This is a genomic window from Komagataeibacter xylinus (genome assembly GCF_004302915.1).
In the GTDB taxonomy this organism is placed as follows: domain Bacteria; phylum Pseudomonadota; class Alphaproteobacteria; order Acetobacterales; family Acetobacteraceae; genus Komagataeibacter; species Komagataeibacter xylinus_C.
Map to the genome: position 1 here is coordinate 49,782 of NZ_QQBI01000005.1, position 15,523 is coordinate 65,304.

Annotated in this window: 14 protein-coding genes; 7 read left to right on the forward strand and 7 right to left on the reverse strand. The window is 64.6% G+C overall.

What is annotated here, in order from left to right; translation table 11 throughout:
- Window positions 1–60 precede the first annotated feature (60 nt).
- A complete protein-coding gene (locus tag DV027_RS04895; RefSeq protein ID WP_130730801.1) occupies window positions 61–1,026 on the reverse strand; it encodes a magnesium transporter CorA family protein in 966 nt (321 codons plus the stop codon).
- A gap of 196 nt (window positions 1,027–1,222) precedes the next feature.
- On the opposite strand from DV027_RS04895, the gene trpB reads away from it, so the two are divergent.
- The 4 genes from trpB to DV027_RS04915 all read left to right on the forward strand — a co-directional run bounded on the left by trpB (window position 1,223) and on the right by DV027_RS04915 (window position 5,709).
- A complete protein-coding gene (trpB, locus tag DV027_RS04900) occupies window positions 1,223–2,452 on the forward strand; it encodes a tryptophan synthase subunit beta (RefSeq protein WP_130730802.1) in 1,230 nt (409 codons plus the stop codon).
- A complete protein-coding gene (gene trpA, locus DV027_RS04905; protein ID WP_130730803.1) occupies window positions 2,449–3,285 on the forward strand; it encodes a tryptophan synthase subunit alpha in 837 nt (278 codons plus the stop codon). Before trpB ends, trpA begins: the two co-directional genes overlap by 4 nt.
- Before the next feature lie 217 nt (window positions 3,286–3,502).
- The gene (accD, locus tag DV027_RS04910; RefSeq protein ID WP_130730804.1) at window positions 3,503–4,369 is read left to right on the forward strand and encodes an acetyl-CoA carboxylase, carboxyltransferase subunit beta; all 867 of its coding nucleotides are present in this window, start codon (window positions 3,503–3,505) and stop codon (window positions 4,367–4,369) included.
- Window positions 4,370–4,386: 17 nt separating this feature from the next.
- Window positions 4,387–5,709 carry a bifunctional folylpolyglutamate synthase/dihydrofolate synthase gene (locus DV027_RS04915; protein ID WP_130730805.1) on the forward strand — a complete coding sequence of 441 codons (1,323 nt, stop codon included), beginning with the start codon at window positions 4,387–4,389 and terminating at the stop codon, window positions 5,707–5,709.
- A gap of 91 nt (window positions 5,710–5,800) precedes the next feature.
- Here DV027_RS04915 and DV027_RS04920 read toward each other — a convergent pair whose 3' ends face one another.
- The 5 genes from DV027_RS04920 to DV027_RS04935 all read right to left on the reverse strand — a co-directional run bounded on the left by DV027_RS04920 (window position 5,801) and on the right by DV027_RS04935 (window position 9,256).
- Window positions 5,801–7,216 carry a sugar porter family MFS transporter gene (locus tag DV027_RS04920; RefSeq protein WP_130730806.1) on the reverse strand — a complete coding sequence of 472 codons (1,416 nt, stop codon included), beginning with the start codon at window positions 7,214–7,216 and terminating at the stop codon, window positions 5,801–5,803.
- A gap of 44 nt (window positions 7,217–7,260) precedes the next feature.
- A complete protein-coding gene (locus tag DV027_RS04925; RefSeq protein WP_242621731.1) occupies window positions 7,261–7,782 on the reverse strand; it encodes a hypothetical protein in 522 nt (173 codons plus the stop codon).
- A gap of 88 nt (window positions 7,783–7,870) precedes the next feature.
- A complete protein-coding gene (locus tag DV027_RS04930; RefSeq protein WP_130730808.1) occupies window positions 7,871–8,359 on the reverse strand; it encodes a transcriptional repressor in 489 nt (162 codons plus the stop codon).
- A 75-nt stretch (window positions 8,360–8,434) separates the two neighbouring features.
- Window positions 8,435–8,566 carry a hypothetical protein gene (locus DV027_RS18040; protein WP_275100972.1) on the reverse strand — a complete coding sequence of 44 codons (132 nt, stop codon included), beginning with the start codon at window positions 8,564–8,566 and terminating at the stop codon, window positions 8,435–8,437.
- A gap of 195 nt (window positions 8,567–8,761) precedes the next feature.
- The gene (locus DV027_RS04935; protein WP_130730809.1) at window positions 8,762–9,256 is read right to left on the reverse strand and encodes a flavin reductase; all 495 of its coding nucleotides are present in this window, start codon (window positions 9,254–9,256) and stop codon (window positions 8,762–8,764) included.
- A gap of 126 nt (window positions 9,257–9,382) precedes the next feature.
- Here DV027_RS04935 and DV027_RS04940 point away from each other — a divergent pair, with 126 nt between their 5' ends.
- The 3 genes from DV027_RS04940 (at window position 9,383) to DV027_RS04950 (ending at window position 13,446) form a co-directional block, all read left to right on the forward strand.
- Window positions 9,383–10,444 carry an enoyl-CoA hydratase/isomerase family protein gene (locus DV027_RS04940; RefSeq protein ID WP_130730810.1) on the forward strand — a complete coding sequence of 354 codons (1,062 nt, stop codon included), beginning with the start codon at window positions 9,383–9,385 and terminating at the stop codon, window positions 10,442–10,444.
- 25 nt (window positions 10,445–10,469) lie between these two features.
- Window positions 10,470–11,903, forward strand: coding sequence for a protein adenylyltransferase SelO family protein (locus tag DV027_RS04945; protein WP_130730891.1), 1,434 nt, complete (start codon window positions 10,470–10,472; stop codon window positions 11,901–11,903).
- A gap of 64 nt (window positions 11,904–11,967) precedes the next feature.
- Window positions 11,968–13,446: a sugar porter family MFS transporter gene (locus DV027_RS04950; RefSeq protein WP_130730811.1), complete on the forward strand. Its 1,479-nt coding sequence runs from the start codon at window positions 11,968–11,970 to the stop codon at window positions 13,444–13,446.
- A gap of 48 nt (window positions 13,447–13,494) precedes the next feature.
- On the opposite strand, the gene DV027_RS04955 is transcribed toward DV027_RS04950, so the two are convergent.
- The gene (locus DV027_RS04955) at window positions 13,495–15,471 is read right to left on the reverse strand and encodes a S9 family peptidase (protein WP_130730812.1); all 1,977 of its coding nucleotides are present in this window, start codon (window positions 15,469–15,471) and stop codon (window positions 13,495–13,497) included.
- Between the last annotated feature and the right edge of the window lie 52 nt (window positions 15,472–15,523).

Sequence of the window (15,523 nt, forward strand, 5' to 3'; positions counted from 1 at the left end):
CCTGAAACCTAAATTATTGAAATGGTTCGATCTTATAACAATGCCCTATAAGATATATCTTTATTTTCCCAGCCATCCGCGCCGCCAGAACCACAACAGCGGCAGCACGACGGTGGCCGCCATCAGCGCGAGCGAATACCAGTAGCCGTATTTCCAGTTCAGTTCCGGTATATCGTGAAAGTTCATGCCATAAATACCGGCCACCAGCGTGGGGGCCACGCCAATGAAACTGACCACGGTCAGGATCTTCATGCCGTTATTCTGCTCGATGCTGATAAAGCCCAGCGTCGCATCAAGCAGGAACTGCACCTTGTTGGCGGTCTGTGACACGAAATCGTTGAGCGAGCGGATATCACGCCCCACCGTGCCCAGCCGCGCCTGCAGCCGCTCGCTCAGGTCATGGCGCTTGTTCTCGCCCAGAAAGATCGAGATCCGCTCAAGCCCCAGCAGGCTGTCGCGCACGGATGAACTCAGGTCGCCCGAGCGCCCCACCCGGCGCAGCATGTTGCGCAGCAGGTTGGCGGCCTGCGCCTGGCTTGGCGCCTCGGACTGAAAGACATCCTTGGACATGCCATCAAGCGACTGGCCCAGATGTTCAAGGATATCGGCCAGCCGGTCCACGATGGCCTCAAGCAGCATGATTCCCGCCTCGTTGGCGCTGAGCGGCGTGTCCTGCCCCGCCACCTGCCGCGCCACCACGTCAAACGCGCTGAAGCCGGTATAGCGGATGGTCAGGATCCGCTCATGCATGAGCACGAACCCCACGGGCGAGACGAAAAAGTCATCCGGCGTCTTGCGCACCAGCGGCGTGGAGAGATAGACGGCATTCCCCTCCATGAACAGGCGCGAGGAACTCTCGATCTCGTCAAGCTGGGCACGGGTGGGAATGCGCAGGCCGGTCAGTTCGGCGGCAAGGGCTTCCTCATCCGTGGTGGGGTCAAGCAGGTCCAGCCATGCTGCGTCGGCCACATCGGCCGCTGCGGTCACTGTGCGGGCCGGGGCGCCGGGGCGATGCGCTAGAAACATGGGCTGTCTTTCGTTAATTCCTGTCGCTGTTCATCCATCATGCCGGGGCAAACATGTCAAATCATGACACATGTCCCCTCGCCCGCGGGGGCTGGTATTTTGCCGCCATCCGGTCCAGAACCGCATGACACGGCAGCTTGGGACGGCTGCATGACAGAACCTGAGCCACGCACCTATTTCTTGCGGAGTAGCGAAGTTGAGCGCAACAGACACACAGGCAGGCGCCAACAGCCTGCGCAGCGGGCCGGACGGGCGCGGCCGTTTCGGCATTTTTGGGGGCCGCTTCGTAGCCGAGACCCTGATGCCGCTCCTGCTGGAGCTGGACGCCGCCTACAGGGCCGCCCAGGCCGACCCCGAATTCCACCGCGAGCTGGATTACTACCTCAAGGATTATGTCGGCCGTCCCAGCCCGCTGTGGCTTGCCCGCCGCATGACCGAGCAGCTCGGTGGCGCAAAGATCTACATGAAGCGCGAGGAGCTGAACCACACCGGCTCGCACAAGCTCAACAATGTCATGGGCCAGATCCTGCTCGCCCGCCGCATGGGCCGCACGCGCATCGTGGCCGAGACCGGTGCCGGCCAGCACGGCGTTGCCACCGCCACCGTGTGCGCGCTGTTCGGCATGAAATGCGCCATCTACATGGGGGCCACCGATGTCGAGCGCCAGAAGCCCAACGTGTTCCGCATGCGGCTGCTGGGCGCTGAAGTGGTTCCCGTCACGGCAGGTGCGGGCACGCTCAAGGATGCCATGAACGAGGCCATGCGCGACTGGGTGACCAACGTGCATGACACCTACTTCCTGGTTGGCACCGTGGCAGGGCCCCACCCCTACCCGCAGATGGTGCGTGACTTCCAGTCCGTCATCGGCGTGGAAACCAAAGAGCAGATCATGGCAGCCGAAGGCCGCCTGCCCGATGCGATCGTTGCCGCCATTGGCGGCGGGTCGAACGCCATGGGCATCTTCCACCCCTTTCTCGATGACCCCGAAGTGAAGCTGATCGGCGTCGAGGCGGCAGGCTGCGGGCTGGATAGCGGGCGCACCGCCGCCTCCATCGAGCGCGGCAGGCCCGGCGTGCTGCATGGCAACCGCACCTACCTGCTGCAGGATGATGACGGGCAGATCACCGAGGCGCATTCCATCAGCGCAGGGCTGGACTACCCCGGCGTCGGCCCCGAGCATTCATGGCTCAGCGACATTGGCCGCGCGGAATACGTGGGTGCCACCGACCAGGAGGCGCTCGACGCCTTCCAGCTCTGCACCCGCACCGAGGGCATCATCCCCGCGCTGGAAAGCGCGCATGCCATCGCCTATGCCGCCAGGCTCGCGCCCACCATGGCGAAGGACCAGATCATCGTGGTCAACATCTCCGGCCGGGGGGACAAGGACATCTTTACCGTTGCCGAACACCTGGGAGTGAAACTGTGAGCCGCATCGCCCGCCGCTTCGCCACCCTGCGCGCGCAGGGCCGTGGCGCCCTGATCCCGTATGTCGAGGCCTGCGACCCCGATTATGACACGTCGCTCGCCATCCTGCGCGGCATGCCCGCCGCTGGCGCCGACCTGATCGAGGTGGGCGTGCCCTTCTCCGACCCGTCAGCCGATGGCCCGACCATCCAGAAGGCCGCGCTGCGCGGGCTGAAGGGCGGCTCGACCATGAAGCGCGTGCTGGAGATGGTGCGTGCCTTCCGCGAAGGCGATGACGGGACGCCCATCATCCTGATGGGCTACACCAACCCCATCGAAGCCTACGGCGCCGAACGCTTCTGCGCGGATGCGAAAGCAGCCGGCGTGGACGGGCTGATCGTGGTTGACATGCCACCCGAGGAAGCCGACCTGCTGGCAGGTCCGGCAGCAGCCACCGGGCTGGACATCATCCGCCTTGTCGCCCCCACCACGCCGGATGCGCGGCTGCCCATCGTGTTCAATGGCGCGTCGGGCTTTGTCTATTATGTCAGCATCACGGGCGTGACCGGCACGCGCACCGCCAGCACCGATGAACTGGCCGCTGCCCTGCCGCGCCTGCGCAAGGCGACCGACCTGCCCATCGCCATCGGCTTTGGCATCCGCACGCCAGAACTCGCGGCCAATGCCGTAAGCGTGGCGGACGCCGCCGTGGTGGCCTCGGCCCTGCTCAACACGCTTGAGGGCACGCTTGACGCGGATGGACAGGCAACAGCGAAAACCGTGCCCGCCGTGCTCGAGCAGCTGCGCGGGCTGGCTGACGCCGTGCATGCCGTGAGCAAAACCGCCTCAAAATAATCCATTGATACAGAACAGAAGTTTTCGGGTGCCGCCTTTTTTCAAAAAGGCGGCGTTCTCTCGAAGCTTTTTGGAAAAAGCTTCACCAGAAACTTTTTACAGTCTGCAGGCCGTTTCACAGGCAATTTTCCGGAACGCTCCCTGCAATGACAATCTGGCCCAATCGTTCATCTGCCTGTATGGAACAGGCCTCCAGAAAGCTTAAGGGAGAGGCAACATGAGCTGGCTGACCGAATATGTGCGCCCCAAGATCCGCGGCCTGCTCAAGCGGGAAGTGCCGGACAACCTGTGGACCAACTGCGAATCATGCGAGCAGATGATCCTGACCAAGGACCTGCGCAAGGCGCTGAACGTGTGCCCGCATTGCGGCCACCACATGCGCGCCACCGTGCCCGAGCGGCTGGAATGGACGTTCGATAACGGGGAATACACCCGCATCGAACTGCCCAAGGTGCCGGTTGACCCGCTCTCCTTCCGTGATCGCAAGCGCTATACCGACCGGCTCAAGGATGAACGCGCCAAGTCCCACCTTGAGGAATCGATGGCCGTGGCCCACGGCCAGATTGGTGGCCATAACGCGGTAGTGGCGGTGATGGCGTTCGAGTTCATCGCGGGCACCATGGGGGCAGCGCTTGGCGAGGCTTTCCTAGCCGCCGCCCGCCTGGCCATCCTGCAGCAGTCGCCGCTGATCGTGTTCACCGCATCGGGCGGGGCGCGCATGCAGGAGGGCATGATCAGCCTGATGCAGATGCCGCGCACGACGGTTGCGGTGCAGATGCTCAAGGAAGCGGGCCTGCCCTATTTCGTGGTGCTGACCAACCCGACCACGGGTGGCGTATCCGCCTCGTTCGCCATGCTGGGCGATGTGCAGATTGCTGAGCCCAATGCGCTGATCGGCTTCGCGGGCCAGCGCGTGATCGAGGATACGGTGCGCGAGAAGCTGCCTGAAGGCTTCCAGCGCGCGGAATACCTGCTTGAGCATGGCATGCTCGACATGGTGGTCAAGCGCGGCGACCTGCGCGCGGTGCTTGGCCGCCTGACAGCGCAGCTCAACTACCGCCACATCGCCCCCCGCGCCGCCTGAGCTACGGAACCCCGCACATGAAAGCGCCTGCCCTCGGGCCGGAATTCGTGGGCCGCACAGGCCAGATACTGGAACGGCTGAACCGGCTGTATCCGGCCCTGATCGACCTGTCGCTCACCCGGCTTGAAACGCTGCTTGGCCGCCTTGGCCACCCCGAGCGCCGCATGCCGCCTGTCGTGCATGTGGCGGGCACCAACGGCAAGGGCAGCACCTGCGCCTTCATGCGCGCCGTAGCCGAGGCTGCGGGCTGGCGCGTGCATGTGCTCACCTCGCCCCACCTCGTGCATGTGACCGAGCGCTTCCGCATTGCGGGCCAGATCGTGAGCGAGCACGAACTCGCCGCCGTGCTGGAGGAGATCGAGCAGGTCAACGCATGCGCGCCCATTACGGTGTTCGAGGTGCTGACGGCAGCAGGCTTCATGCTCTGCGCCCGTCACCCGGCGGATCTGACAATCGTGGAAGTGGGGCTGGGTGGCCGGTTTGACGCCACCAACGTGATACAGCGCCCGGCAGCCTGTGCCATTACCGCCATCTCGATGGATCACGAGGCCTTTCTGGGCGATACGCTGGGTGCCATCGCGGGCGAAAAGGCTGGCATCATCAAGCACGGCGTGCCGGTTGCCACCGGCCGCCAGCCTGCCGAGGTGATGGCGGTCATCGCCCGCACTGCACACGCTCAGGCCGCCCCGCTATGGCGGCGCGACCATGAATGGTTCATCGAAGCTGTAGAGGGGGGCACAGCCCTACGCTACCGCGATGCCCATGGCACGCTGCACCTGCCCCCACCCGGCCTGCGTGGTGCCCACCAGATCGACAATGCGGGCCTTGCCATCGCCACCCTGCGGGCCAGTGGCCTGCCCGTGCCTGCCAGCGGCTGGGCGGGCATTGCGCAGGCCCGCTGGCCCGCGCGCATGCAGCGCCTGTCGGGCCATCTGGCGGCCCTGCTGCCTGCCGGGTGGGAACTGTGGCTCGATGGCGGCCACAACCCCGGCGCGGGCCACGTTCTGGCGCAGGTGATGGATGAGTGGTCGGACCAGCCCACCCATCTGGTCATTGGCATGAAGCAGACAAAGGACGCCATCGGCTTCCTCGCCCCGCTCCTGCCGCGTGCCGCGTCCATTCAGGCCGTGGCGGAAGAAGGCCAGCACCTGGCCCAGCCCGTGGCCGATATCGTGGCCGCATCCGGCGGGCGCGCCACGGCAGGCCCGACCCTGCACGCTGCCCTGAGCCATCTTGCGGCCCAGGCTGGCCCTGACGCCCCGCCTGCGCGCGTTATCATATGCGGCAGCCTGTACCTGGCCGGTGTTGCGCTACAGCACGATGGCTGGCAGCCGGACTGAAAACGGATAAACGTTTCTGGTGAAGCTTTTTTCAAACAGCTTCAAAAAGAATGCCGCCTTTTTGTGAAAAAAGGCGGCACCCAAAAACTTTCTATTTTTCCTCTGGCAGCGGCGCGCCCCGGCCGATTTCGCGCAGCGGCAACCCGGCCATCAGGCGCTGCTCGATCTTTTCAAGCGACATGTCCCGTGTCTCGGGAATGAAGCGCCATGTAATCAGCACGAAGAACAGGTTGAACCCCGCAAACAGCCAGAAGGTCGGGCCATTGCCCATCCACTGCAGCAGCGACAGGAAGCTTGCGCCCACGATCATGTTGGCGATCCAGTTGGTGAGCGTGGAGATGGAAATGCCAAGGTCACGCCCCTGCAGCGGCTGCACCTCCGAGCACAGCACCCAGATCAGCGGCCCCGCCGACATGGCGAAGCCCGAGATGTAGATCAGCAGCATGAACACCGCGATGATCTGCTCCGACTGGTCGAGATGCGGGCGGTTGAGCATGAAGCCAAGGCTGCCCATGCCCACGGCCATGATCAGGAAGCCGGTATACAGGATCGGCTTGCGGCCCCAGCGGTCGACAAGGCCGATGGCGATGAAGGTGGCCAGCATGTTCACCAGCCCCACCATGGCCGTGCACCAGAGCTGCGCGGGGCCGACATAGCCTGCAAGGGCGAATATCTTGGGGGCGTAATACATCACCACGTTCACGCCCGCGAGCTGCTGCATGACCTGCAGCGTCATGCCCAGGAAAATGGAGCGGCGGAAATTGCGGTTGTTGCGCAGCAGGCTCCAGCCACGCTGCTTCTGCTGGAGCTGGCGGCTGATGTTCTGGATCTCCTGCATGGCCACGCTCTTGTCGTTGCGCAGGTCTTCGAGCACTTCCAGCGCTTCCTTGCTGCGGCCACGCATCATGAGCCAGCGCGGACTGTAGGGCAGGAACAGCACGCCAATGAGGAACAGCACGCCCGGCACGGCGGCAATGGCGAACATGCCGCGCCAGTTACCCGCGTAGCTGAACATGGTGTTGCTCAGGAAGGCGATGAAAATGCCCGCCGTGATCATGAGCTGGTAGGTCGAGATCATGGCGCCACGCGCCTGCTCGCTGGCAATCTCGGACAGGTAGAGTGGCGCCGTGAACGCCGCCACCCCGATGGCCAGCCCCATGATGAGCCGCCCTGCAATCATGGACGGGATCGACCACGCCAGCGCGCAGGCCAGCGAGCCTGCCACGAACACCGCCGCCCCCACCAGCAGCGCATGCTTGCGCCCGATCTGGTGCGACATCCAGCCCCCGCACAGGGAGCCTACGGCAGCGCCGCCCATCATGGCGCTGACAATCCATTCCTGCTGGAGGGTGGTGGCATGGAAGGTGGCGGCAAGCAGGTCGAGCGCACCGGATATGACCCCGATGTCAAGCCCGGCCATGAGGCCTGCCAGCGCGGCAAGGCAGCCAATGATGAGGGTACGCATCCGGGCCGGATCAAATACGGCGGGCGCAGGCTGATTTTCCATTAAAATCCGGTCCTTTGATATTCTTATTGTTGCCGGTGATCACATTATTCCTGTCGCGCGAGGCCGGTCAGGAGAAAGAACGATACACCATATTCGCGCGTCCGGTCGGGATCATGTTCCAGCAGCCTGTCAATGACAAATCGTTTTACCCTAAAAACAACAGGGCTATCCGCTCTATGCCCTGCTTCACAGTCCGATTCCATGACTTCCATCATATTTGCAAGCCATGGCAGTATGCCCGGGCGTTCTGTCAGCACAAGCGGCGCGCGGGGCGAGAACAGGAGCGTGCCACGCGCGCGCAGCGTGTCCATCCCGGTGGTGGTGGTGATGTGGTAGAGATAGCCATCCGGCCCGTCATCAGGGCGCAGGGTGCGGGCCGGCACCACGGCCAGCCCGAGGCCCGCGATATCAAGATAGGTCAGCGCATGCGGGCGGTCCGCCGCAGCCGCGGCAAACAGGTCGGGCTGCGCCCTGGCGCCGGGTGGCGGCGGCGGCGCGGGTGGGGCCGCAGGCCGCCTGCGCCGCGGGTGCCGGGGCGCGGTCGGTATGAGCGGCAGCCCTGTCATCCTGCCCTTGCGCCCCTGCCCCATGCATCCGCCCCATCAATCCCGGCTCACGCCCCCTCAGGGTCGCGCCTGCTCCGTTCAACCACCCTCAGCCACACGCGGCGCACAGGCCTTCGGCCTCGATGGTGGTCTGCCGCACCGTAAAGCCCCGTGCCTTCGTCACCTCCAGCAGGGCCTTGAGGATATGGGGATCATCGAGCTCGGTCACACGCCCGCACGCACTGCAGATCAGGAACTGCGCCGCATGGACATGCCCGTGGCAGGCATGCCCCGATTCCAGCATGTGCCTGCACCCCACAAAAGCCGAGAGCCGCTCGATCTTGTGGATCAGCCCCTGCTCCATCAGAAAATCCAGCGCGCGGTATACCGTGGGCGGCGCCACCGGCCTGCCCCGGCTGGCACGGATCTGCTCAAGCAGCTCATAAGCACCCAGCGGCCGCTCGGCAGCCAGCACCAGCCCGAGCACCAGGCGGCGCATGTCCGTCAGCCTGACCGCGCGCGCGGTGCACAGGCTGGCAGCCTGCTCAAGCAGGGACTCGGTCCCCGCGGGCAGGCCGGTTCCGGCCGTCTGTGTCATGCGGGCCACTATGCTGTGCTCCTGTGCGGTTTGCCGGAGGGCTCCAACCACCCTGCCCTGCGTCCCGGCAGGCGGTCAGTCCGGCAGGTGATCCACCCACATGGCCATCAGGGCCACGAAAAGGGCAAGTCCCGCATGTATCCAGATCAGCCCGCGCAGCGTCAAGACAGGAACCTGCGGGGGGCGGGCGCGCGGGGTCTGTGCCATGGCATCTGCTCCTTCCATCGCATTACTGCGCTGTGCATGCGGCAAAAGGCTGGATTTTTTCTTAATATGAAGAAGTGTAAAAATTTCTGGTGAAGCTTTTTTCAAAAAACTTAGAAGAACGCTGCCTTTTTGAAAAAAGGCAGCACCCAAAAACTTTTATTATTTTTTATCAATGAACTGTTTTCAAACAGTGCCTTACTCGCCCGGCGCGTGAGGCAGCATGTGGTAGCTGCGGTTGAAATAGACCAGCCCGCCACGGGGGCTGGAATTGCGCAGGCTTTCCACCGCGCCGAACATGACGCTGTGGGTGCCGACTTCCACAATCCGCTCGATGCGGCAGTCAAGCGACAGCACCGCCTCGTTCAGCACGGGCGCACCCGTGGTCAGCGTATCCCAGTGCCCGGAGCGGAAGCGCTCGGCCTGCTCGAGCGGGCTTGCGAACACGCCCGATATGTCCTGCTGGTCGGCGGCGAGCACATTGATGCACATGGCCGCATCCACCCGAAAGCGGTCGCGCACGCGAGAGTTGCGGTTGAGGCAGACAAGAACCGTGGGCGGCGTATCGGTCACCGAGCACACGGCGGAGGCGGTAAAACCCGCCGGGTCATCAAGTGTTCCCGTCGTGACAACATTCACGGCCGCGCCCAGGCGGGCCATGGCGTTGCGAAAGGTGAGGGCGTCAATCCCCATGGTGCTTCTGCCTTCGGTAACTGTGCATGCCTGTGGTCCGCACGCAGCCGTGACGCCGGACAGCAGCGGAGGTAGCGCATTCTACCCTCGTTGAATACCGCAAAACCACATGAAAGGACGCAACCCGTGCCCCCCGAACCCATCCAGACCACCGTGCAGGGCGCGCTCGGCCGCATCACGCTCGGCCGCCCCGAGGCGCTCAATGCCCTTAACCTGGACATGATCAACCACCTTGCCGCCACCCTGCGCGCATGGCGCCATGACCCGGGCGTTGAAACCGTGCTGCTTGACAGCACCAGCCCGCGCGCCTTCTGCGCGGGCGGTGATATCCGCGCCATCCGCGCCCTGCTGCGCGAGCGCGGGGTGGAGGCGGCAACACAACCCTTCCGCCACAGCTACCGGCTGGCCTCGATGCTGGCGGGCTACCCCAAGCCGGTTGTCTCGTTCCTTGACGGGATCTGCATGGGCGGCGGCGTGGGGCTTGGCGGGCATGTGCGCCACCGCATCGTGACCGAGCGCGCCTGCGTGGCCATGCCCGAGAACGCCATTGCGCTGACACCGGATGCAGGCGGGTCCTACCTGCTCGCGCGCGCGCCAGGGCTGAGCGGGCTGCGCCTTGGCCTGACCGGCGGGCGCATGAACGCCACCATGGCCATAGCCGCAGGCTTTGCCGACCGGCAGGCCCCTTCCGGCCAGCTTGAAAACATAAGGCGCGCACTCACCCACACGCCCGCGGGGCTGGTGATGGACAGCCTGCCGCCCTGCCCTGCCCTTGACGGCGGCCCGGACACCGCCACCATCGCCCCGGTCTATGACGCGCCGGACGTGGCAACGATCATGGCGCGGCTGCAAACCCATCCGGCCCCCTGGGCGCAGGCCGACATTGCCGCCCTGCAGGGGGCGTGCCCGTTCTCGCTGTGCATCACCTTTGCCGCCTATCATGCCGCCCGCGCCCTGCCTGACCTGGACCATGTGCTGGAGCAGGAATTCCAGCTCATCAGCCAGTTGCTCCGCCGCCCCGATTTTGCCGAGGGCGTGCGCGCCCGCCTGATCGACAAGGACAACGCGCCGCGCTGGTCACCGGCCACGCTGGGTGCTGTATCGGGGCGGGAAATTGCCTCCTGCCTGCAAAACCATGCATCCTTTTCCCTCGACCTGCCCGTGCTCGATACAGATCAGGAACAATAAGTTATCACCCGTAAAGTAGATGAAAATGCCCTTCTCCGACTGCTACGCCCCCGCCACCCATCACAGCCGCCTCGGCGATGAATTCTATGACGTGGTGCAAGCCGCCACCTTCCCCGCCCACATCCTGCGCTACCGCAATCATGATGTTTCGCCCCGCATCGGCCTTGACGGGCTGACGGATGCGGAATGGGTCCGCCATTTCGGTCATTTCGACCCCCTGCCCGGCTCGCTGCCCCAGCCACTCGCCCTGCGCTATCACGGCCACCAGTTCCGGTCGTACAACCCCGACCTTGGCGATGGGCGGGGCTTCCTGTTCGCGCAGCTCATGGACAGCGTGGATGGCCGCCTGCTCGATATCGGCACCAAGGGCAGCGGCACCACGCCCTGGTCACGCGGGGGGGACGGACGGCTGACGCTCAAGGGCGGCGTGCGCGAAATCCTGGCCAGCGAGCGGCTTGACGCGATGGGCGTGCGCACCTCGCGCACACTGAGCGTGATCGAAACCGGCGAGGCCCTGCACCGGGGCGACGAGCCATCGCCCACGCGGTCATGCGTGCTGGCGCGGCTCAGCCATTCGCACATCCGCATCGGCACGTTCCAGCGCCTTGTCGCCAATGATGACAAGGCCAGCCTGAAACATCTCGTGGCCTATGTGCTCGAGACCTACTACCCCCACCTTGCCAATGAACCCGACCCGGCGGCGGCGCTGTACGATGCCGCCACCACCCGCATGGCCGAGATGACGGCGCAATGGATGACGGCGGGCTTCGTACACGGGGTGCTCAATACCGATAACATAAACCTGACCGGCGAGAGCTTTGATTACGGCCCGTGGCGGTTCCTGCCCAGCTTCGACCCCCGTTTCACCGCCGCCTATTTCGACCATTCGGGCCTGTATGCCTATGGCCGCCAGCCCGAGGCGATGATGTGGAACGTGGCCCGGCTGGGCGAGTGCCTGATCGCGCTTTCGTCACTTGAGAAAATTCAAAGTATTTTTGATGACTTCTGGATCAGATATGAAAGATTCCTTGATATTTCTGTATTAAACCGGCTTGGTATCAACGAAATTTCAAGAAAATCATCGCAACATCTACGTGAATGCCTGTTCTCATTCATGGAAGAAAGCCAGATTGGGTTTGAATTTCCGTTTTTTGACTGGTATGGTGGCCCCAAGAGCCAGAAACGGGCTATATCGGGGCCACATGCATCCTTTTATGCACAGGATAGTTTCCGTCCCGTGCAGGGCGCGCTCATGCAGCATGAGCCCGTGGCGGGCTGTGACCTGTCGCACCCCTATTTCAGCGACGGGGCGCCATGCCTGATGCCGGTCGAAACAGTGGAAGCCCTGTGGCAGCCCATCGCCACGGCCGATGACTGGAGCGGCCTGCACGCCACCATGGGGCACATTGCCCGCATGAAAGCCGCCCTGAACGCCATGCCCCACCAAGGGGCAGGCTGACCCTGCGGGGGAACCGGGCCGATACGGATGAATTATAACAACAAGGAAAGGAAAAGGCACCCGCATGAACACCCAGTCCCCCCCACCCCAGAACACCCAGCAACCAACCGAACCGCTACCCGATCTGTCCCAGATCGAGATTTCACCCAACGCGCGCAAGACCCTGTGGCTCGCAGCCATCGTGGCCGCAATCTGTGGCGGCCTCTATGGTTACGATACCGGCATCGTGTCGGGCGCGCTCTTGCTCATTACCAAGGACTTCCATCTCAGCAGCTTCCTGCAGGAGATGGTGGCCTCCGCCATTCTCGCGGGTGCCGTGCTCGGCTCGCTGCTCACCGGCTGGCTGTCGGAGCATTATGGCCGGCGCAAATCGGTCATGATCGTCACGGCGGTGTTCGTGCTTGGCGCGCTGGCCTGCGCGTTTTCACCCGATGTCTATACGCTCATCGCGGCGCGCGTGTTCCTCGGGCTTGCAGTCGGCGGCTCCACGCAGGTGGTGCCGATGTACATCTCGGAACTCGCCCCCGCGCACAAGCGCGGCCACATGGTCACGATGTTCAACATCGCCATCGGCATCGGCATCTTTGCCGCCAACATCATAGGCTTTGCCGCGCGTGATGCGTGGGGCTGGCGGCCGATGGTGGCCATTGCGGCCATTCCGGCGGCGGGCGTGTTCATCTCCATGTTCTTCCTGCCCAAGAGCCCGCGCTGGGCGGCGGAGCATGAAAGCCTGGATTCCGCCCTTGAGCAGCTCCAGCGCATCCGCACCTCCGAGCGCGAGATCCGCCGCGAGATGCGCCGCATCCACGCCAACGCCAATGAAGAGACCGACCCGCGCGACATCGGCTGGCGCGGCATCCGCCAGCCCTGGGTGCGCCCCGCACTCGTGGCCGCCCTTGGCGTCGCGTTCTTCACGCAGGCAGGCGGGCTGGAGATGATGATCTACTACGCGCCGACCTTCCTGTCGGATGCGGGGTTTGGCAGCTCATCGGCGCTGATGGCCAGCATCGGCATTTCCATCATCTACCTGGTCATGACCGTGCTGGGCTCGAACATTGTCGACCGCATCGGCCGCCGCCGCCTTGTGCTGGTCATGGGGCCGGGCAGCGTGCTGAGCCTGATCGGGCTGGGCATCATGTTCCTCGCCCACCCGCAGCCGGGCAGCATGGGCAGCTGGCTGATCATTGTGTTCATGCTGCTGTTCATGGTGTTCAACGCCGGTGGCATTCAGGTGGTGGGCTGGCTGCTCGGTGCCGAGATGTTCCCGCTCTCCATGCGCGGCAACGCCACCAGCCTGCATTCGGCCATGCTGTGGGGCAGTGACCTGCTGGTCACCAGCACGGCACTCACGCTGGTCACCAAGATCACGCTGGGGGGCACCATGTGGTTCTATGCCGGGGTGAACCTGCTTTCGGTGCTGTTCGTGTATTTCATGGTGCCTGAAACACGCGGCGCCTCGCTTGAGGATATCGAGGAGGCCCTGCGTGAAGGGCGCTTCCGCCCCACGCGCGGCAACACCGCGATCGTGGAGGAAGAAGAATAAAAGTTTGTTTCTGGGTGCCGCCTTTTTTCAAAAAGGCGGCATTCTGCCTTACGCCTTCAGTTCAACTGACAGGGCAGGGGTCACGGGCAGGCGCAGCACCTGCTGGTAGAAGGCCAGTTCCAGCTCCCAGGCCTGCCGTATGGTCGCCTCCTGCCGGAAACCGTGGCCCTCGCCTGCAAATTCATACAAGGCACACGGCACGCCCTGCCCCCGCAGCGCAGTAACCATGGAGCGCGCCTGCGAGGGCGGCACCACCTTGTCATCCAGCCCCTGCAAAAACAGCACCGGCGCCTTGATGTGCGCGACCTGCGTAATGGGGGAGCGGGCCAGATAGGTCGCTTCATCGGCAGGGTAGGGGCCAACCAGCGTATCAAGATAGCGTGACTCGAACTTGTGGGTATCGGTTGCCAGCGCCCGCAGGTCGGTCACGCCATACAGGCTGGTGCCCGCGGCAAACAGGTCGGAGCGCGCCAGCGCCAGCAGCACCGTCAACCCGCCAGCACTGCTGCCGCGTATGACGATGCGGGTGGGGTCGACCAGCCCCTGCGCCGCCAGATAATGGCAGGCGGCGATGCAGTCATCCACATCCACCACGCCCCACTGGCCCTCAAGCCGCTGGCGGTAGGCACGGCCAAAGCCGGTCGAGCCGCCATAATTGACATCAACGACCGCAAAGCCCCGACTGGTCCACCACTGCACCTTGAACGAGAAGGCGGCACTTGCCCGCCCGGTCGGCCCGCCATGGGCCATGACCACCAGCGGCGGCTTTTCACCCGCAGGCCCGCCGCAGCGGCTGCTGGCAGGCGCATAGAAAAAGGCCTGGCCCGTGCCCTCGCCCGCAGGCAGGGGAAAGGTGATGGCGCGCGGCAGGGCAATATCAGCGGGTGCAAGCGGCAGGTCGGTTGCACGGCGCAGCACATGCGTCTGCCCCGGGCTGCCTGTCACCACCGCCGCCGCGTTGTCAGGCGGCGCGTCAAGCCACGCGAAGCCGCCGCCTTCCACCGGCACGGGGCAGCCGGCGGGGTGGCCAAGGGCCACGGGTGTCGCCACGCCATCACGCAGGCAGGCCATGTGGGCTTCACCACCGCTTACGATCATGGCCAAAATCGCGCCATCGGCCAGCAGCGCGTAGCTGCGCAGGCCAAAGATCCAGTGCGGCTGGCCAATTTCGGCCTGCATGGGGGCCACCGCCACCGGGGCGGAGGATGTGGTGTCGAAACGGTAGAGGTTCCACCACCCGCTGCGGTCCGACAGGGCAAGCAGGCGACCTGCCGCATCCCAGCTTGGTTCAATGACCGATTCCGCCTGCCCATCCTCGCCCGCCAGCGTCCACGGGGCGGCGAGGCGAGGGGGGTCACAGCCTTCCTGCAGCAGGGTGGCGACCCGCAGGCGGGTGGCGTCCCACGGCATGGCGGGGTGGTCCCACTCGATCCAGGCCAGGTACCGCCCATCGGGCGAGGGCCGGGGCGAGGACAGGAAATCCGGCCCCATCACCAGCGGGGTGCCACCATTGAAGGCAGGGTCTTCCACCACCGCCATGCAGTCGAACACCACGATGGCGGCGGCGGGCTCGCCCTCTTCCACGCCATGATCCTCACGCACGCAGAACAGGAAGCGGCCATCGGCACTGAAGGTCAGGTCGGCAAAGCGCAGGCCCGCACCTGCGGCAAGGCAGCGCGACTGCCCGCCTTCCATCAGCCACACGCTGCCATCACGCCGGTTGCTCAGTGCAATCCGGCCCTGGCAGACCGCATATGCCCCGCCGCCATATTCATGCACGCGCGTGCCGACATCAAACGGGGCAGGGGTCATGTCCGCCACAACACCCGCGCGGGCACGCACCAGCACCCGGCGGCCGCCTTCGGCCGGGCGGCCCTCGATCCAGTAGATATCCCGCCCATCGACCCGCACATCAGACAGCGACACCGTCTGCCCCGCCACCAGCGCCGCACTGACGGGTGAGGGCCATGTGCCGTAAGGTCGTATGGCGATGTCCGCCTTGCTGCTGGTGCCGGACTGGGTCATGCTTTAGCTCCTGCCATTTGTGCGTGACAATGGTATCGGGATTGCCCAAACC